Source organism: Bacillus cereus group sp. N6 (assembly GCF_016483705.1).
In the GTDB taxonomy this organism is placed as follows: Bacteria; Bacillota; Bacilli; order Bacillales; family Bacillaceae_G; genus Bacillus_A; species Bacillus_A wiedmannii.
This window is the reverse complement of record NZ_JAEHBI010000013.1, coordinates 88,841-107,362: the sequence shown is the minus strand read 5'-3', so window position 1 is coordinate 107,362 and position 18,522 is coordinate 88,841. Positions and strand designations below refer to the sequence as shown.

The following is an 18,522-nucleotide window of genomic DNA, read 5'->3' as shown; positions in this document are numbered from 1 at the left end:
TCTACCTCTACTAACTTATATGTTCCTATGGATAAACCTGAAACGGTTGCTTTTCCATCCTTGTCTGTCGTTACTTTCGTTACTACTTTTCCTTGCTCATCTTGCACTTCGAAGACTACGCCTTCTAATGCTTTTTGACTGTCTTTATCCACTTTTGTAACTTCTACATTACCCTTGTCTAACATTTCATTTTCGACTGTTAAAGCAAGAGATTTTGTCATGCCTTTTTCAATTTGGAAAGTAATCGGATCTACTAATTGCTTATATCCTTTTGGTGCTTTCACTTCTACTAACTTATATGTTCCAACTGATAAATTAGTAACTTTTGCTTGTCCTTTTTTATCTGTCGTTATTTTAGCGACTACTTGTCCTGCTTCATCTTGAATATCAAATACTGCATCAGCTAAAGCATCTTTATTTTCTTTGTCTACTTTTGTAATTTCTACATTTCCTGTATCCACTAATTCATTTTCGACTGTTAGCTTTAACGCTGTTACTCTACCCTTTTCAATTTCGAATAAAATTGGTTTTTCAAGTGGTTTGTATCCTGCTGGTGTTCCTACCTCCACCAACTCATACTTCCCAATAGATAAATCTGAAACATTTGCTTTTCCTTCTTTATCCGTTGTTACTTTTGCAACTACTTTACCTTTTAAATCACGTACTTCAAATACAACATTTTCTAATGGTGCTTTACTATCTTTATCTATTTTTGTTATCTCTACATTCCCTGTATCCACCATTTCATTTTCTACTTTTAATGATAGAACTTCGGTCATGCCTTTTTTGATTTCAAATGATACTGGTTTTTCTAGCTTTTTATAACCTGGTAAACTTTCTACCTCTACTAATTCATACTTTCCTACTGATAAATCTGAAACATTTGCTTTTCCTTCTTTATCTGTCGTTACTTTTTTAACTTCGTTACCTTTCTCATCTTGGACAACGAACGTTACTCCCACCAACGGTGCTTTATTATCTTTATCTATCTTTGTTATCTCTATATTTCCCGTATCTACCATTTCATTTTCTATTTTTAATGATAAGACCTCGGTCATGCCTTTTGTAATTTCAAACGATACCGGCTCTATTAATTTCTTATAACCTGGTAAACTTTCTTTTTCTACTAATTTATACTTTCCTACTGATAAATCATCAATTGTTGCTTTTCCATCTTTATCTGTTGTTACTTCTTTTACTACTTTATCTTTTTCATCTCGTACTTCGAAGACTACGCCTTTTAATGCTTTCTGGCTGTCTTTATCTACTTTTGTGATTTCTACTGAACCTTTATCTAACTGTTCATTCTCTACTTTTAATAATAGGACTTTCGTCATACCTTTTGTAATTTCAAATGACACTGGCTCTGTTAGTTTCTTATAACCTGGTAAGCTTTTCGTCTCTACTAATTTGTACTTTCCTACTGAAAGATCTGAAACGTTTGCTTTTCCTTCTTTATCTGTTGTTACCTCTTTGACTACTTTATCTTTTTCATCTCGTACTTCGAAAACTACGCCTTTTAATGCTTTCTGGCTATCTTTATCTACTTTTGTAATTTCTACTGAACCGTTTTCTAACTGTTCATTCTCTACTTTTAATGATAGGACTTTCGTCATACCTTTTGTAATTTCAAACGATACTGGCTCTGTTAGTTTCTTGTAACCTGGTAAGCTTTTCGTCTCTACTAATTTGTACTTTCCTACTGAAAGATCTGAAACGTTTGCCTTTCCTTCTTTATCCGTCGTTACTTTTCTTACTACTTCACCTTTCTCATCTTGGACTTCAAATTCGACACCCGCTAATACTGAACCGTTTTCTTTGTCCACCTTTGTAATTTCTACATTACCTTTGTCTGTCATTGCATTTTCTACTGTTATCGGGAATATACCGTCCCCTGTTACATTTACTTCGAATTCTGTTTCTTTTAATTGGTATCCTTCAGGCGCTTTCGTTTCTTTTAAAATATATTTTCCTGGCGCTAACGGTTTAGAAATTGCCTTACCATCTTTATCTGTAATAATATGCTCAACTACTACACCGTCTTTTACTATATCAAACTCTGCATTTGCTAATGGTTTTTCACCATTTTCTGAATCAATTTTCTTTAATTCAATTTGACCCTTTTGCAAAGTATTTTTAATTTCAATTGCTTTTGTTTCTCCAGCTTGAAGTGTAACCTCTACCGGACTTGTTAATTTTTGATATCCCTCAGGTGCTACTTTTTCATAAACTTTATACGTCCCAGGAGCTAAAGTTTGAGGTACTGAAAAGCCGTTTTCGTCCGTTATCAGTTTTGCAACAACTTCATTTGCACTATTTCGAACTTCAAATTCGGCACCTTTTAACCCTTTGTTCGGATTCTCAGCATCTATTTTATGAATCGATACTGTACCTTCTTTTGGAGCTTCAGGCGGTGTAACATTTACTTCTTTCGATGTTAATGTTTTATCATCAAAATGTAATTCTGCCTTATTAGGAACCTTCTTATCTACGTAAGAAGATAAGTCTGCATTAGCTTTAATTTTCGCCTTAATACTAAGGTTAATTATCTGGTCTTCATATGACTTATAGTCAAAACTCTCACCGAACGTAAATGTTACTTCACTTTTTTGTTTATCTATCTTTAGTGTTCCTTTAGAAGTAATATCTTGGCCATTTTGATCATACACTTTTGCCTCTAATACTTCTAATACATCTTCTAAATCATCACTAATTACCATAGATGTGTATTTAGGAGGATCGTTTGGTATATGTGTACCAACTTGATATTGAATAGGTTGATCCATTTGCGCTAACTGCTGATTCTCTACAAGCTTACCACTCTCATCAACTATATTCTTTTCAATACTAGGTGGATGATCGTCGCCTGAACCAGTTCCTCCCCCACCACTTACGAATACTTCTCCTACTTTTTCTTCAGTTTTAATATTTTTGCCTTCTAATTTCACTGTATTTTTATGAGGCTTTGCAGCGGGATTGGTAATCTTTGTTTTATATCTTAAAATATAACCTTTTGAGCTGTCTGGAAATTCAATTGTAAATCCAGTTTTCGTTGCATTAATTTTAATTTTAGATAAATCTGCTGGCTTAATATTTGTTGGTGCATAGCCATCTTCAAATACAGCCTCTTCTAATACTAAGCTATTTGTAATTAATTCATGCCCAGGTCCTAATGTGTCTGTTAATTTAAGATCTTGCATTTCTGTTCCAGTTGCATTTACATATACCATCCAGTCTGCAATTGAAGGATCTTCCTGATTATAAGAACCCCATTTCAATAGATTATCTGTATTGGGCTGTGGCTTCGGTCTCTCTGTCGTATTATTTACACTTACTTCTTTATTAACGATTTGACCATCAACGTTAAATTCTAATGGAATTTCTTTGACACCATCATATGCTTCTAGCCCAAAGTAGAATTCTACGAATAAAGAACCTTTAACGTTATTCTTTCCTTCTACGTAATCACCCATAGTACATGTCAATAGACCCTTTTTCATCTCACATGTACCAACTGTTTTTCCTTCAGCATCTTTTAAAGGAAAACTCATATTCATAAGATCTTTTCTGAATTCTTTTGGCATATCAATTGTGAATTGATCTCCACTTTTTATTTTTTCTTTAGCTGACCACTTCACTTCTACTTTCATGCCATCTGAGGCTTGATATGGTTCAGACGTTGTACCATCAGTACGGGAAATATTAATCTCGTCCACTGGATTTTTTATCACAGCGGCTTGAATAACTGGAGCCCACACATTTAGCACTGAAAATAATACTAGAAAAACTAATGAAACCATCGAAATATGCCTTTTAGTACTTTTCATTTGCATAATTCCCTCCTATTTTTTATATTTATATAACAAAAAAAGACCGTCCGGTTGCATCAAAAATGTGCAACCAGACGATCTTAGTAACCAATATGTATTACCGTAGACTCTAAGCTTTGCGGCCTATCCTTTCGAATAGTGTGCTAAAAATATTTTTTATTCTTTTTTTGTTTCATTTTCCTCTTAAACCAAATATTACTATACCGTCTGGACGGTTATAATTCAATACTCTATAAAATTGTTCTATTTTTCTAATAAAAAAAATAATTCACCAGTGCATTAAATAAGCAATGGTGAATTATTTTACATTATATAGTTAATATATTCTATTTATACGAACTACAAATAAGAGCTTGAATCACTTTTTCTCTTAATTCGGGGCTTAGTCTTCCAACCCCTAAATATTCCGAATACCATAATCCATCTGCCGCTAATCTAATAATTGTGGCACAAACTGAATCTATCTCATCATTTTCTATTTTATTTTGCAGTTGCTGAAATGATTGTTGTAACGGTTCAAGTAATTCAGGCTTTAGCATTAATGCTGCCATCATACTACTACCCAGCTCTTCTACTCTTCCCTCATTACTTAATCTTTCCTCTACAAAAGAACGTACCCACCTTCCTTTCTTCTCTAAGTCCTCCGCTACTTTATTGTGAATAGCGTCTTGATACTCCTCCGTCCCTTTGAGTATCATACCCTCTATTAAAGCTTCTTTAGTTGAATAGTGATACAGCAATCCACCTTTACTTATCCCCGCCTCTTTTGCTACCGCTTCTAAAGTTAACTTAGCAACCCCTTTACATTGCACAATTTGAGAAGCGGCTGCTAAAATTTTCTGCCTTGTTATACTTATACTCATTCCTTTTTAAAACCCCCATTTCTACTAAATTTATATAAATACGTATCTTATTTTTAATATCGCTGAGTAATAATAAATATTTTCTTTATACAACAAAGGCTTCATTACCTTTGAATTGTTCGTTGCTTCTTCTATTAAAAATTTCCATATCATTCAATATGATAACATCAAACACTCACAATTGACTATACATCTATACATTTATATTCGTTGAAAATATATCCATAAACATGAAATGCATACAAATTGATTATCCTTATATATTTAATCTATAATTCAAAGAGGTTTATATGTTCATAAAAATAAAGTGAACTTTTATAAGGATGATTCCATTGAAAAAATTTTCTATTAGTTATTTAATATGCTTACTGGTTTTTTCTGTCATTGTGAACGTTTTACAGTATACACTAGTTCCAAATTATGCTGACTCCTGGGGACCGATTTGGGTATCTATTATTATGTTTTCAATTTTTGGAAGCATTCCTGTTCTTATCGGTTGTTTATTAGGTGAATTTTGTTATAGAAAAATAAAAGGAAGTCACGAATTAAAAATTGGAATCCCTTTATTTATATTGTTGGGTATTTCTTACAATCATTTACTCTTTATGTGGTTTAACAAAAGAGATTTTCTATCCTTTTATTTAGAAGCTTTTCTGGATACTGGCCTTCCTATTACTATATCATCTTTAATCTTTTATCTTATAAGACGACGTTAATTCTTTCATCATTGCATAAAAAAATGTTATTACTCCTGATAAATTGAGTAATAACATTTTACTTACTAAATTTGCTTCCAACTAGCGTCCTTCACATCTTCACTATTTGGCTTTCTAACTGATTGCACAAAACATTCCTCGCAAGCACCCAATGTAATGAAATTTTTCTGTGCTTGTCTTAACGAGACCTCATTCGCCCCGCCTTCAAAGTCAGGATCGTTAAACTGAACCTCATCATCTTCCCAATAACATATATTACAAATTTCATATGTACCTGGTGGTTCTTCTTCTATTGTTCTATACCCGCAGCACGGACAAGTGTATTTCATTCTGTCACTCCATTATTAACTTGTTTTTTCCGATATATTCCGGCCCACAAAGAATGTAACAGCGCAAATCATAGTTATTCCCATGAAAAAAATATTAGAATCTTCATATGTAGTTGGAATCCCAACTGTTACTGAAACAATACTACAAGCTAAAAGTAAATATAATAATAAAGATATAATATAGCTTAGTTTAAATCGTAAAATGATACCTCTAAACAATAATTCCCCAAGTAGACAGCCACCTAAAATGATAGGTACTCCGAAATATAATGTAAGGACTCCCATTTGCGCAGTAGATTGAATTATCTTTCCAATTATGTTTGGCGAAGTCATCTCATCATTTTTTCCTATCCTATCATATAAATCAAGTGCCGTTACTGAAATAAAGAAACTTAATATAGAAAATGAATACGGAATTAAAAACTTGCTCACTCTCATTCACCTCGCTTTTTTGTTTCACATATATTATTCATTATTTTCACATGAAAAAATAGCCCTCTATCCTAAAACATAGAGGGCAGAATTTTTATATAAAAACCGATACCTTATCCTGAAGTGCTCCCCATAAACAGAACATCTAAACTATCTGTGCCCTATATTCTTTAGGGGATAGGTGGTTATTAGAAAGTAGTGTCTTCTTTTTTATAATATTCTTTTGAAATCTCTTCATAAAATGCAGCTGATGTCGTGTAGAAATAAGGTACTAACCATAAGAAACCGATTCCTAAAGTAAGAATACTTAAAATGAACCAACCTAAGAAACTTAAGCATAGTAAAAAGTAATCCATTTTATGTCCATTCATCATACGACGGCTTTCAGTAATCGCTTGATTCGCTGTATATTCTGGATGATCATTCAAAATAAAATATGTCATAGAATAAGAAAATGATTTAATAATACCTGGAATAATAAGAAGTAATGTCCATAGAACCAAGTACACATTCATTAGTAAATATGTTGAAAACGATTTCATAAACTTACTTCCATCGTTAAACCATCTAAATATATGACCAATACGAGCATTAGTCCCGCGAATTACATTTAAAACAAAATAAGAAGCACCTACTGTTAACGGCCCGATAATAAACATTGCAATAATAGTTACTGTAAGTGACTCATTTGCTTCTTCCCAACCCCAAAATATCGAGAAAATACCTGTAGTTAAAATTTCAACAGCTCCAATAAGGATTCCGACTAATAAGGTTGCCCCTACCGCTAATCCCCATTTTCCTTTTAATGCATCAAGTGCTTCTCTTTTTAACTGACTTATCATATATAGCCTCCTAATACTTTTTCTATATTAGTATACCATTTATATCAAAAATTCCACAGATTTTCCTGAAATAGAAGCATACTACCTTTTTTTGATATGTATTGATATATGTGCGCTGTAGCTTTACTAATATATGAATTAAGTCACTCATTTTCCTATAATAAAAAAAGCCTGCCTTTCATAATAGGCAAGCTTTTTCAAGTTAATTCTCACTCATTCTCTTCTTATACCAATCCTGCATTCTCTCCGCATCTTCTACTCTCGTATGCTCTAATTTATAATTCGATGATGCGTTAGAGAATTTGTACGTACATAGATTTGCACGGCGCTGGAAATAGGATTGTGTCTTTTCCATTGATTGGACGTGCCTTCTTCTAACAAGCCCTGTATATTTGCCGACGCTGCGATATACAAGCGTAATTTGCTCTCCGTTTACACTGTAACCATTTGTTTTAAATGTTGCGTATCCAAGTGTAAAGATGAGAATCGCGAGCGGAATTAATGCCCACATGATGAAGTGCTTTTCAAAGTATATACTTATTCCAATAAGCGGGATTGCTAGCATTGCGAAAAAGATGAAACTATCAATGAGATAGCGGCGTAATGCTGCTTTTGGTAGTGAAATAATGTTTGTATTCAGTTCATATGGTAGTTGTAAATGTGCGAGTAACTGTTGTACGCGATCTTTTCGAATGATAGGATGCAGTGTAACTTTTTCTTTCTCGTCACCCAGTCCTTTACTTTGAATCACTTCTACTTGTACAGCACAATAACCGAATGGCTGACGTAAAATACTTTCTTTTATCGTAATACCTTGAATGCGGTGCAATTTTAGGACGAGTTCTTTTTTCTCAAGTAATCCTTGCGAAATGCGGACTTCATCATTTCTTCGATTCACTGTGAAATCTCCATGTTTTAGCGCATAACCGATTGTCGATATAATCCATGAAAGGACAATCAAAATAGCTATCATGAAAATCCAGCCATATATATCATGTTCCATTACATACGACTTGACGCCATTCTCTATCCATTTCGGGATGTACTCATCTACTTGGTGATACACGAAAAAGATTAATGAGAATAATAGTCCAAACTGACCAGATGTAACAGACGCTAGCAAAATTTCTTTCCAAGTTAATTTATATTCAGTCGCTTGTTTTTCTTCTGTTACGATTTCTTTTTCTACTACTTCTTCTGATGTTTCTTCTGCTTTCACTTCTGGAGTTGGATCATTTAGCATTGCAATAAGCTCTGTTGCTTCTTCTACTGTAATACCAGCTAAGCTTACTTCTGCATCGTCGCCTCCCCCTGCTGTTTCGATTTGAATCTTTTTTAAGCCAAGCATTTGATATAGCACGTTAGAACTTGTATTAATCGTTTGAACACGCTCTTTATTTAAGTAGCTCTCCTTCTTCACAAAGAGCCCTTGTTTTACGTGTAATACGTTATTTTCGACCCAATATGTTGTGTAATACCATTTTTCAAATGCTGAAAAAACGGTGAGTAAACCGAATGCAGCGGGGATTAAATACCAAAACGGGAATTTTCCATTTAAACTAAACATGAAAATAATGAGTGGTATAAAATCTGTTATTTTTAATTCTAATAACATCGTGATCGGATGCTGCCTCTTATACATCCTCATCACTCACTTTCGCTAATTGTGCGATTTTCGTTTTCAACATTTCTGCTTCATACATCGTTAAGCCTGGGATGCTGTGAGAAGTTGCCGCTGTTGAAATGTGTAATTCTGCTAATCCATATTTTCTCATAATTGGACCTTGTTCAATCGTCACGTGCTGTACACGAATCATCGGTACTAATACGCGCTTTACGACGAAAAGACCGTGCTGAATTTCAAGTTCTTCTTCATTTAATTGATAACTGTAATAACGTTGACGTAGTTTCGGGAATAAAAAGTACGAAAATGGTGCGAACACAACTGTTAGCCCAATCATTACATACAAAATCCACGCCCACCAATCAAACTTTATCATGAGGAAAAGGTAAGCTAAAATGACGAGAATACCGATTCCTTCTTCAATTACAGCACGAACTTTCCACACCTTGACCATGTCAGGGTTAATTTCATTTTTCAATGGATCCATGTAACCACTCCAAATCTAGTAATCTAATATACGAATACTCTCAATCTATATTTTACATAACTTTACATAAAATTGAAATTCAATCTTCTTTCTTCTCAGGAATAAAATATCCGAACCAAAGTAGCCAAATGAAGCCAATTAACTTCATCCAACTTCCATCTGCTTGAAAAGCTTCAATCATACCTGGAATTTTATAAATCCCAATAAATCCGAGAAAACCGAGCCACCAGTTTTTTTGCATTTTCACTTTTATTCCTCCTTCAAGACGTTTTTCACATTTCGAATCCAAATTTCTTTATACTTTAACTGGAACCCCATTAACATGTAATTACTCATATTATCGATTACGAGCGCTAACGTATGAGCATTTTCTTCCGTTGCCTGTTGTGACACAACGTCAAGTTCTACACCTTTCTTCAATAAATCGTGGAAACCATTTAAGAAATCTTCTTGTATTTCAAATAAGCGTTTCTGATACTTTTCATTTCGCGATGCAGTTACGATAAATTCATTTATAACGCGTAATATTCCTTCTTGCCCTTCATACTCAGAGAGCATATGTAAACCATCAGCAATTAACTTTTCTGCAAAGTTTTCTTTCTTATATTGTTCTTTATCGAAATAACTCACGAAATGATACCCAGAGAAAATTTCTTCAAATAAAAAATCGACTAACGCTTCTTTAGAAGAAAAATGATAATAAATAGCCGGTTTTGAAATACCTACCTCTTTCGCAATCATGGAAAGGCTCATCTTCTCAATGCCGTGCTCTGCCATGAGTTTAAATGATGCCTCTACAATGTTTTGCGATGTTTGTAAATTCTTTGTCATACTGTACCTCACTTATTTTTACTTACCGGTCGGTAAATAAATTGTAAAATAAAAAATCATCGTTTGCAAGTTTGATTCAAAACTGTATATTACTTTTCAATCTACATTATGGATCTAGGATCATATTCCTTAATAATGACTACAATAACCTTTAATCCAGTTAAACTACAAAAAGCACCTTTGTGAGTGCTTCTTGTAATTTAATATTTAGGCCCCATGTAATCATAACTTTGATCTAACGCTTTTAATAAATCAATCGCACCCTTTAACTCTCTTTTATCAGACTCTAATTCTTCCATCCTTCTTTCGATATCTTTTTTAAAAGATTCTAAATCGCTAATAGCCTTCTTCCCCACTCCAAGTTGCGACCAGCTTGATAAGAGTAAATTATGTACATTACTTACAACTCTTTTATTATGATTTAAGTCTTGAATCATATGGTCAAATTGTTGTAAAGCTTGGTTCAATGCTTCTTCATTTAAGTAAATTCTCGGCATCCTAATCTTCTCCCTTAATATTGTTGATCCGTCTTCTTATAATCATCGGCTTTCTTCTCAATAAAATCTGAAATTTCCGTTGCTGTTCGTATGTACCAAAAACTTAAATGCTCTACATGTGCACGTATATTATTTACTTTAGCTTCTACTCGTCTACTTTCAGCCGTTTCTAATAGTGTCATCATATTAGAAATTAACCTCGGTACTCTATCTTGAAATTCTTGTGCGTTTCGCTTCATATCTCTTACGGCTTGTTCTAAATTCTCTACCACTACACGAATTTCTCCCCCGCCTAATAACGCGCCTGGTGAATCATAAACTCTTTCATTCGTGTCTACATTTAACAAGTATTTATTGGATAAAGACCCATTCTCTCCAAACCGGAAGTTCTGATCTGTTTGATAATGATAACCAGGGCCACTTATCGAATTCAAAAATCGAGTAACATCCATCCCAAGCTTTTGCTGTAATGATAGCTTTGACATTTCTTCTTTCGAAATTGGTGGGGTTACCGCATAAGTAGAGCCTATATGACTTTCATATGCACCAAATGGTCCATAGCCAATTGAATCATTTCCGTGAACAACACTTACAATTCTATTATTAAACTCACCATTATTTGCTCTTTCTTGTAAATCAGGCGGTAACAAATGTTTTGCACTCGGCGCATTCCATGACATACATCTTACATTATCATTAGATGCCGCTGCATATTCCGCTAAAGCTCCCCCTAACGAATGACCCGTCGTATATATCTCCACATCATCCCTGTCCTTGTATGTATCCGTTACTTGTTTCATGACCCTTTCAGCTTGTTCGAATTGATTATGTGTTTCCCAGCGCTGATTCTCTTCATTCCAATATTTCTTTGAACCTTCATTCTCAGTCCCTGCTACAGGAGGTGCTGCTGGTTCATGAACACCTTCTCGTAATACAAAATGATTAGTATCCGTTTTTAAATCCTTCATACCTTCCCCTGGCTTCATCGGAATGCCTAAAGAGTTTTTCTCTATAATTTTGTCCCCTTCTGTTCCTCGGAAAGCTACCATAACTTGCTTTTTCCCATCGACATCTCGTTCAAAGGCTACTGCATCCATTCCGGTTTGTTTGTCGTGGAACGTCTCGCTTACTTCCCATTTTTGTAAAGGATTACCTTTGTTGTCGGTGACCTCAATACTGTTTCCTAACTTCTCATCACCACGATAAGCAAACCTTGACATTTGATAATAACTAGAATCTAAAACTTTATCATTTTCATTCAAAACATTTCCCCTCCCAGATAATTTAATATATTCTAAATATAGAATAACATTAATGGAGGGATTTTGATTGAAAAAATATGGTATAAGATTATTCATTATCCTTACACTTATACTTTTAGGGGGATGCAGTATGAATAATAAAACAAATGAAGAAAAAGAAATAGTAGCAAAGGCAGAAGAGATAACCATTAAATATTTTAAAGAAAGAGAGGAGCTAGATGTAGTAATTACAGGACATGAGTTCTCCCCCAATGATTTTCAAACTGTTTTTATAGATGGACATGTTAAAGGAGATGAAAGCAAAACGTTTGGAGTAGGTGTAGAATATGGGGGTGGAGAGTATAATATAAGTTCTAGATCATACTCTAAAAATCTAAAATTAAAAGAATAATTATTAGACACTCACTAGAGTGTCTTTTTTACGTAAAATATTTTAGCATATAAATTTTTTTATTAACAAAATGATTTGTATCTGTTTTTAAATCCCTCATACCTTCCCTAGCTTCATCGGAACGCCTAAAGAGTTTTTCTTTATAATTTTATCCCCTTCTGTTCCTCGGAAAGCTACCATAACTTGCTTTTCCCCATTCACATCTAATAAAAAGACTACTGCGCCCATTCCGGTTTATCGTGGAATGTTTCTCCTACTTTTCATGTCTGTAAAACTTTTTTTGATCTATATAATCCTTTATCTCATAATTTTCACCTAAATTATTCCTACAAGCTCCCTTTGCCAAATCATAATAAGTTTGATCTAAAACTGCACTTTCTTTCATTCTTTTACCCCTATAATAAATAGTTTATTATTAGAAGAGGGTGATTTTTTTTAAAAAAAAGGGATTTTTGTTAATAGTAATTATAATAATACTTTTTATTGGAGGGTTGATGTATATGAACAAACAAAAAAATGATGAAGAAATAGCATTAAAAGAAAAAGCAACAAAGATCGCAATCCAACATTTTAAAGAGGATAAAAAACTAGATGTTACAGTGACAAAAGTCGAATTCGGCCCTGCAGATTTTGGAGTAATTTTTGTATCGGGTCATGTAACCAATAATCCAAATCGTAAAATAGCTGCAGATATAAATTATAAAGATAAATATAAGGTTGAAAGTATTAGTTATGATGAGTGAAATTAATATAAAAATACAATATATTTTTGTTGGGAATTTATATTAATTCTAATTATTTCATATGTATATAAAGGATGAGATCAATATTCAATAAGCTCAACTTCTAACGTTAAAAATTTAGAAGCAATGTATCAAACTTTTGGGCACCTAACAATAAGGTGTCTATTTTTATTTTCAAAAGGAGCCCCTCAAATAATTCTTAAAAACCTAGATTGATTTGAACCTATTAAAACATTTTAAAGTTTCTCTTCTGCAACATTTGATATATCCCTAATTTAGGAACCAATGATTGGAGGAGAATTATGTTGCATAAAAGATTGTTTTTTTATTTAGTTTTCATTTTCATTATTACTACCTTAGGAGGCTGTAATAATGAAAATAATACCGAGGAAGAAATCATTAATAAAGCAACAGAAGAAACCATTCAATATTTCAAAAAGACAGAGGGCTTAGATGTATCAATTACTGATCATGAATTTGGACCAAAAGACTTTCAAACTATCTCTATATCAGGCTATGTGACTAATGATAAAACTAAAGAATTTACTGCTTCAGTTGGATACGCAAATAATTATCATATCGGCGCTATTTCAACCACCAAAAATTTAGAGCTTAAAAACTAATAACCTTTTTACTTTAGAGTCCCGTTTCTTTATACCCAGCCACACCATATTCTGTGGATATACAATTTAGTTAAGAGGAATATAACGCAAAATTCATGGAGTGATTATTCGTGAAAAAATATGCTATAAGATTATTCTTTACTTTCACACTTATCCTTTTAGGAGGATGTACGATAGATCAAAAAAATACTGAACAACAAATAGTTGAAAAGGCACAAGAAAGGACAATCCAATACTTCAAAGAAAAACAAGACTTAGATGTAGTAATCACTGATTATAGATTTGCTCCAAGTGATTTACAAGGTATCTTTATCTCCGGCTATATAAAAAATGATGCAAGCAAAACATTTAATATTACAATAGAATACGGTGGAGATGAATATACAATAGGTTCTATCTCTACAAGTGAAAATTTACATTTAAAATAATAAAGAAAAGGCACTCTTTTAAAGACCCCTTTCTTTATCCCCCACCACACAATGTTCTGTGGATATAAAATTTAGTGAAGAGAAATATAACGCAACATTTATGGAGTGATTATTCATGAAAAAATACGGTATAAGATTATTCTTTATTTTTACACTTATCCTTTTAGGAGGATGCACTATAGATCAAAAAAATGAGGAACAACAAATCGTTAATAGAGCAGAAGAAACAACCATTCAATATTTTAAAGAAAAACATAATTTAGATGTAGTAATTACAGGGCATAGCTTTCCTCCAAATGATTTTCAAACTGTATTTATAGATGGTTATGTTAAAGATGATAAAAGTAAAGAATTCTCAGTAGATGTAGAATTTGGTGATGGGGAATATAGGGTCGGTTCTATATCTCGTTCTGAAAACTTTAAATTAAATTATTAATAATAAATCTAAAAAAATTTAATAATATTTAAGATTAATATAATATATAGAGTTTGGTTACCAAGTCTATTGAAGACACCTTAAGGTGTCTTTTTTGCGTAAAATACTTTAGCATATGAATTTCTTTCTTAACAAAATAATTTGTATCTGTTTTTAAATCCTTCATACCTTCCCTGGCTTCATCGAAATGCCTAAAGAGTTTTTCTCTATAATTTTATCCCCTTCTGTTCCTCGGAAATCTACCATAACTTGCTTTTACCCATTTATATCTCGTTCAAAGACCGCTGCGTCCATTCCGATTTATCGTGGAATGTTCCTCCTTTTTCCTATACTTGTAAACTTCGACCATCTTTATTGGTAATAACAACTTCTTCAATATATTTATCAGATTCCTACGTAGTGTCTGCTAATTGATAAAAAGTAGAATCTAAAACTTCATTTTTATTACTCAAAACATTTTTCTCCTACAACATTTGATATATTCTTATAATTAAGATAACATTTACGGAGGATAAATATGGATATTACTATTAAAAAATTTAGCTTTTGTTTATTATTTATATTTATTTTAAGTACTTTAGGGGGATGTACGATGGATCAAAAAAACAAAGAAGAACAAGTAGTAAAAGAAGCAAAAGCGACAACCATTACATACTTTAAGGAAAAGCAAGATTTGGACGTAGTAATTACTGGACATGAGTTTGGTCCTAAAGACTTACAATCCATTTATATTTCTGGTCATGTCAAAGATGATAGAGACAAAACATTTAATATAACTATTCAATATAGCCGAGATAAATACACGATAGGTTCAATTTCTAAAAGTAAAAGTTTAAAATTAAAATACTAACACTCCCAATGATTTTCAAACAGTTTTTATAAATGGACATGTTAAAGATGACAAAAGTAAAACTTTTTCTGCGGATGTAGAATATGGTGGCGGAGAATATCATATAAGCTCCATGTCTCATTCAAAAAATTTAGAGCTTAAAAACTAAGTACCCGGGTAATTTAGAATGCTTTTCTTTATAACCCTACCCCACAATGTTCAGTGAATATAAAATTTAGTGAAAAGGAATATAACGCACTATTAATGGAGTGATTATTCGTGAAAAAATATAGTATAAGATTATTCATTATTCTTACACTTATGCTTTTAGGAGGATGCAGTATGAATAATAAAACAAATGAAGAAAAAGAAATAGTAACAAAGGCAGAAGAGGTAACTATTAAATATTTTAAAGAAACAGAGGGCTTAGATGTAACAATCACTGATCATAAATTTGGACAAAAAGATTTTCAAACTATCCTTATCTCAGGTTATGTAACAAATGACAAAAGTAAAAAGTTTACCGCTTCAGTCCAATACGCTAATGATTATCATATTGGTTCTATTTCAGCGTCTAATAATTTGAATTTTAAACACTAAATTTAATAGTTTCACGTCAACATAATTATTTAAGTTTTTTCTTTAATTCAAGAATGTTCTTTATAAGAAATAAAAAGCACCGGTTATCAGAAAAAGTGAGTGCTTTTTTCACTAAAAACATTCCTTCTATCACGATATTTTATATAATCAAGATGCCATCATTGGAGGATAAATATGGATATTAAAATAATAAAATAAGGAACAACAAATCGTTAATAAGGCTAAAGAAGAAACTCTTAAATACTTCAAGGAGGAGGAAAACGTAGATGTAACTATTACTAAACATAAATTCACTCCAAATGATCTTCAAACAATTTTTATATCTGGTTATGTAACGGATGACAAAAACAAAGAATTTAGTGTTGCAGTTGAATACGCTAATAACTATCATATCAGTACCATTTCAACCACCAAAAATTTCGAACTAAAATACGATTAGTTCACGATTTGTTTTATATTATTTCTTTATAAAAAATAATATAAAGAAATTTCAGGAGATACATATGGATCAATCAAAAAAGAAAAGGATTATAATTTTAATCATTGTAACAGTTATAATTTTTGCCATAGGCTGTACTGCATCCTTTATTCACGATAGAAATATAACAAAAGAAAGAGCTGCTGAAGCTGCTATACAACATATAAAAACAAAAGAAAATATAGATGTTATAGTAACTAAAGTCGATATTAAATCCGCTTTTCAAGGGGGGGTTATTGAGGTTAGAGGATATGCGGAAAATGATAAAAAAAGAAAGTTTTATGTCACAGTAAGCAAAAAACAAAATTATTCTATCATGGGTTGGAATTTAGATGATTCTCAATAAGAAACAAAATATTTTCATATTATTATCCGTAATAATTATGATGTTAATCATAGGTTATATAGCAAAGTTTATTCATGACCAAAATGCTGCAAAAGAAAAGGCTGCTGAAGTTGCAATAGAAACTATGAAAAAAGAAAAAAATAGATTTTGTGGTAACCGATGTAAAAATTCAACAATTAGAACTTGCGGGCTTTATTAGAGTTAGAGGGTATGATAAAAACAATAACCAAAAAAAACTTTACGTTGTAATAAATAAATCCCAAAATTATGAAGTTGCATATTGGGGCGACGAATAAAGTAAAATTTTTATCAGTGGGGGTTTTGTTCGTCCCCACCTAACTTCTGTGCTCCAGACGAATTTGGGGCGAGATAAGATTATAATGAACGCCTAAATAAACCCATACCACCAAAAACACTCATAGATTGTATCTATAAGTGTTTTTTGCATCCCTTAAGTACAGTCGAGAAACATACAAACTATTAAAAAACGTAAGGACACCTAGTACATCAAATGTGTCCGCATCATAAAGCAAACTCCGAAAAGCAATAACAATTTATTTTGATGCAACTATTTATAAAATTATGTAATGATACAGAACTAGGTATTTCAATAGCTTCCCAAGTTTCTTTATGATTCCAAACTTATTCTTGATAAACGAACAAGAAATTCACCACTAACCGTATTACTTATATTTCCCTCTCCTTAAAAATAATTTATAGTATTAATTACAAGATAATTCCAGGAGGGATTGTATGAGGGAATTAAAAAAGAAAAACATCATAATTTTAATCATGATCACAATTATAACTTTAACTATAGGATGTACACTAAAAATTATGCATGATAGAAATATAGAAAAAGAAAAAGCTGCTACAGCTGCCATAGAACATATGAAGAAAAAAGAAAATATTGATGTTATAGTGACTAAAGTTGATATTAAACCTGCCGCTAGTGGTGGTATGATTCGAGTTTCTGGTCATGTAAAAGACCAGAAAAACAGAAATTTCTTTGTTTCAATTATTAAACGTTAAAATTATTCAGTTGTTGGATGGGAATTAGATCATCTAGAGTCATAATTACCTTATTACATGTCAACTACCTCCACTACTAATTTCAGCCTAAAACACTGAAAAGACAATCTGAATTATACCTTCTTCTTTTGATGCATTAATCATTAAAACAAAAAAGCATCCTAAATCACACATTTAGGATGCTTTCTTTTTAATTCCTATTCAGCAATCGCATACGATAACAATTCATCGTTACTTCCCCAAGTCTTTGCAGTAATTGATAGTTCGCATACGCGCCGACCGGGGCACCGATTATTGGTACGAGCTGAAGCATTTTTGCTAAATCGATATAGTCTCGGTACTCTGTTTGGAACTTTTCCCAGTCCATATGGTTTTCTTCTTCTGTATCCCACGTTTCGATGGCTTTCCATATTTCTTTTCGGTGGTCGTCACTTGAAAAGGCAAGTTGGAAAACGTGAAGGATAAAAAGGCGCTCTTCTTTGTCGCTCGTATCAAATCCGTACAATGTTGCTGCATCGAATAAAAATTTAATTTTAATGCCGAGTAAAAGCGGAAAGTCAGCAAGGCCAAGGAGAATACCGCCTGCTCCCGTCCCCGCTCCTTCTGCCGCTGCTATTTTTTTGTACTCATCCATTTTTTTACGTACTTCGTCGTCTCTTCTTTGCAATGACCAGTTCGTCTCTTTTAATTTCGGCTTTATAAAGTTTGATCCGGCACTAATCGTTTGCACCATCATCCGAATCGTTTCTGTTAATACTTTTTGCACTTTCGCCGGAATAAGCTGTTGTACTTTCGTCTGCACTTTCTTAGAGAACCGTGTCATCATAGAAGAATCTTTCATGAATGTAGCTTTCCACTGCTCCAATTCTTTTATAACCTTCTCTTCGTATGTAATCATAGGTT

General features: G+C 32.7%; 23 protein-coding genes, 4 pseudogenes and 1 riboswitch. Of the genes and pseudogenes, 12 read left to right on the top strand and 15 right to left on the bottom strand.

Annotated elements, in window-relative coordinates:
- The coding region (locus JDS99_RS12525; protein WP_199695149.1) for a SpaA isopeptide-forming pilin-related protein at positions 1-3,833 on the bottom strand (3,833 nt) is incomplete at its 3' end.
- 59 nt (positions 3,834-3,892) lie between these two features.
- Positions 3,893-3,985, bottom strand: a riboswitch (cyclic di-GMP riboswitch).
- A 171-nt stretch (positions 3,986-4,156) separates the two neighbouring features.
- Positions 4,157-4,693, bottom strand: coding sequence for a TetR/AcrR family transcriptional regulator (locus JDS99_RS12520; protein ID WP_199695148.1), 537 nt, complete (start codon positions 4,691-4,693; stop codon positions 4,157-4,159).
- 332 nt (positions 4,694-5,025) lie between these two features.
- Between JDS99_RS12520 and JDS99_RS12515 the strand changes: the two genes are divergently transcribed.
- On the top strand, positions 5,026-5,409 hold the full coding sequence (locus JDS99_RS12515) for a hypothetical protein (RefSeq protein WP_199695147.1): 384 nt from the start codon (positions 5,026-5,028) through the stop codon (positions 5,407-5,409).
- A 65-nt stretch (positions 5,410-5,474) separates the two neighbouring features.
- On the opposite strand, the gene JDS99_RS12510 is transcribed toward JDS99_RS12515, so the two are convergent.
- From JDS99_RS12510 to JDS99_RS12470, 9 genes and pseudogenes are all read right to left on the bottom strand, one after another.
- Positions 5,475-5,738, bottom strand: coding sequence for a CPCC family cysteine-rich protein (locus tag JDS99_RS12510; RefSeq protein ID WP_199695146.1), 264 nt, complete (start codon positions 5,736-5,738; stop codon positions 5,475-5,477).
- Positions 5,735-6,176: pseudogene (locus JDS99_RS12505) on the bottom strand (hypothetical protein). The gene JDS99_RS12510 and the pseudogene JDS99_RS12505 overlap by 4 nt, the downstream one beginning before the upstream one ends.
- A 182-nt stretch (positions 6,177-6,358) precedes the next feature.
- Complete coding sequence (locus JDS99_RS12500; protein ID WP_088610413.1) at positions 6,359-7,012, bottom strand: DUF975 family protein; 654 nt, start codon at positions 7,010-7,012, stop codon at positions 6,359-6,361.
- A 202-nt stretch (positions 7,013-7,214) separates the two neighbouring features.
- Positions 7,215-8,654 (bottom strand): PH domain-containing protein, encoded by a 1,440-nt coding sequence (locus JDS99_RS12495; RefSeq protein WP_088610597.1) that lies wholly within the window; start codon positions 8,652-8,654, stop codon positions 7,215-7,217.
- Positions 8,647-9,123 carry a PH domain-containing protein gene (locus JDS99_RS12490; RefSeq protein ID WP_088610598.1) on the bottom strand — a complete coding sequence of 159 codons (477 nt, stop codon included), beginning with the start codon at positions 9,121-9,123 and terminating at the stop codon, positions 8,647-8,649. Before JDS99_RS12490 ends, JDS99_RS12495 begins: the two co-directional genes overlap by 8 nt.
- A gap of 79 nt (positions 9,124-9,202) precedes the next feature.
- Positions 9,203-9,370, bottom strand: a complete 168-nt coding sequence (locus tag JDS99_RS12485) for a hypothetical protein (protein WP_000783808.1) — start codon at positions 9,368-9,370, stop codon at positions 9,203-9,205.
- A gap of 2 nt (positions 9,371-9,372) precedes the next feature.
- Complete coding sequence (locus JDS99_RS12480) at positions 9,373-9,954, bottom strand: TetR/AcrR family transcriptional regulator (protein WP_088610599.1); 582 nt, start codon at positions 9,952-9,954, stop codon at positions 9,373-9,375.
- Between the two features lie 200 nt (positions 9,955-10,154).
- Positions 10,155-10,451, bottom strand: coding sequence for a hypothetical protein (locus tag JDS99_RS12475; RefSeq protein ID WP_001137435.1), 297 nt, complete (start codon positions 10,449-10,451; stop codon positions 10,155-10,157).
- Positions 10,452-10,465: 14 nt separating this feature from the next.
- A complete protein-coding gene (locus tag JDS99_RS12470; RefSeq protein ID WP_199695145.1) occupies positions 10,466-11,713 on the bottom strand; it encodes a lipase family protein in 1,248 nt (415 codons plus the stop codon).
- Positions 11,714-11,780: 67 nt separating this feature from the next.
- Here JDS99_RS12470 and JDS99_RS12465 point away from each other — a divergent pair, with 67 nt between their 5' ends.
- Positions 11,781-12,104 carry a hypothetical protein gene (locus tag JDS99_RS12465; protein WP_176546175.1) on the top strand — a complete coding sequence of 108 codons (324 nt, stop codon included), beginning with the start codon at positions 11,781-11,783 and terminating at the stop codon, positions 12,102-12,104.
- 64 nt (positions 12,105-12,168) lie between these two features.
- On the opposite strand, the pseudogene JDS99_RS32010 reads toward JDS99_RS12465, so the two are convergent.
- Both JDS99_RS32010 and JDS99_RS32370 read right to left on the bottom strand, forming a co-directional pair.
- A pseudogene (locus JDS99_RS32010) lies at positions 12,169-12,361 on the bottom strand (lipase family protein); the annotation flags it as partial.
- Entirely contained in the window at positions 12,358-12,489 is a 132-nt protein-coding gene (locus tag JDS99_RS32370; RefSeq protein ID WP_255543204.1) for a hypothetical protein, read from the bottom strand. The gene JDS99_RS32370 and the pseudogene JDS99_RS32010, both read right to left, overlap by 4 nt.
- Positions 12,490-12,604: 115 nt before the next feature.
- Between JDS99_RS32370 and JDS99_RS12455 the strand changes: the two genes are divergently transcribed.
- From JDS99_RS12455 to JDS99_RS12440, 4 genes are all read left to right on the top strand, one after another.
- Positions 12,605-12,847, top strand: a complete 243-nt coding sequence (locus JDS99_RS12455; RefSeq protein WP_242475729.1) for a hypothetical protein — start codon at positions 12,605-12,607, stop codon at positions 12,845-12,847.
- A gap of 302 nt (positions 12,848-13,149) precedes the next feature.
- Positions 13,150-13,470, top strand: a complete 321-nt coding sequence (locus tag JDS99_RS12450; RefSeq protein WP_199695143.1) for a DUF1433 domain-containing protein — start codon at positions 13,150-13,152, stop codon at positions 13,468-13,470.
- 110 nt (positions 13,471-13,580) lie between these two features.
- Complete coding sequence (locus tag JDS99_RS12445) at positions 13,581-13,898, top strand: hypothetical protein (protein ID WP_199695142.1); 318 nt, start codon at positions 13,581-13,583, stop codon at positions 13,896-13,898.
- Between the two features lie 115 nt (positions 13,899-14,013).
- On the top strand, positions 14,014-14,334 hold the full coding sequence (locus JDS99_RS12440) for a hypothetical protein (protein ID WP_097890518.1): 321 nt from the start codon (positions 14,014-14,016) through the stop codon (positions 14,332-14,334).
- Positions 14,335-14,455: 121 nt separating this feature from the next.
- Here JDS99_RS12440 and JDS99_RS32760 read toward each other — a convergent pair.
- Positions 14,456-14,651, bottom strand: a pseudogene (locus tag JDS99_RS32760) (lipase family protein); the annotation flags it as partial.
- Between the two features lie 275 nt (positions 14,652-14,926).
- Here JDS99_RS32760 and JDS99_RS12435 point away from each other — a divergent pair.
- The 6 genes and pseudogenes from JDS99_RS12435 to JDS99_RS12415 all read left to right on the top strand — a co-directional run bounded on the left by JDS99_RS12435 (position 14,927) and on the right by JDS99_RS12415 (position 17,619).
- Positions 14,927-15,184 carry a hypothetical protein gene (locus tag JDS99_RS12435; RefSeq protein ID WP_097890520.1) on the top strand — a complete coding sequence of 86 codons (258 nt, stop codon included), beginning with the start codon at positions 14,927-14,929 and terminating at the stop codon, positions 15,182-15,184.
- Positions 15,185-15,442: 258 nt separating this feature from the next.
- Complete coding sequence (locus JDS99_RS12430; RefSeq protein ID WP_345943228.1) at positions 15,443-15,763, top strand: DUF1433 domain-containing protein; 321 nt, start codon at positions 15,443-15,445, stop codon at positions 15,761-15,763.
- Between the two features lie 193 nt (positions 15,764-15,956).
- Positions 15,957-16,202 (top strand): annotated as a pseudogene (locus JDS99_RS32000) (DUF1433 domain-containing protein); the annotation flags it as partial.
- Between the two features lie 64 nt (positions 16,203-16,266).
- Entirely contained in the window at positions 16,267-16,587 is a 321-nt protein-coding gene (locus JDS99_RS12425) for a hypothetical protein (protein ID WP_088062333.1), read from the top strand.
- On the top strand, positions 16,574-16,786 hold the full coding sequence (locus tag JDS99_RS12420) for a hypothetical protein (protein WP_223270639.1): 213 nt from the start codon (positions 16,574-16,576) through the stop codon (positions 16,784-16,786). The genes JDS99_RS12425 and JDS99_RS12420 overlap by 14 nt, the downstream gene beginning before the upstream one ends.
- A gap of 554 nt (positions 16,787-17,340) precedes the next feature.
- The gene (locus JDS99_RS12415) at positions 17,341-17,619 is read left to right on the top strand and encodes a hypothetical protein (protein WP_088062331.1); all 279 of its coding nucleotides are present in this window, start codon (positions 17,341-17,343) and stop codon (positions 17,617-17,619) included.
- A gap of 190 nt (positions 17,620-17,809) precedes the next feature.
- On the opposite strand, the gene ecsC is transcribed toward JDS99_RS12415, so the two are convergent.
- Positions 17,810-18,517 carry an ecs operon protein EcsC gene (gene ecsC, locus JDS99_RS12410; RefSeq protein WP_000634127.1) on the bottom strand — a complete coding sequence of 236 codons (708 nt, stop codon included), beginning with the start codon at positions 18,515-18,517 and terminating at the stop codon, positions 17,810-17,812.
- Positions 18,518-18,522 lie beyond the last annotated feature (5 nt).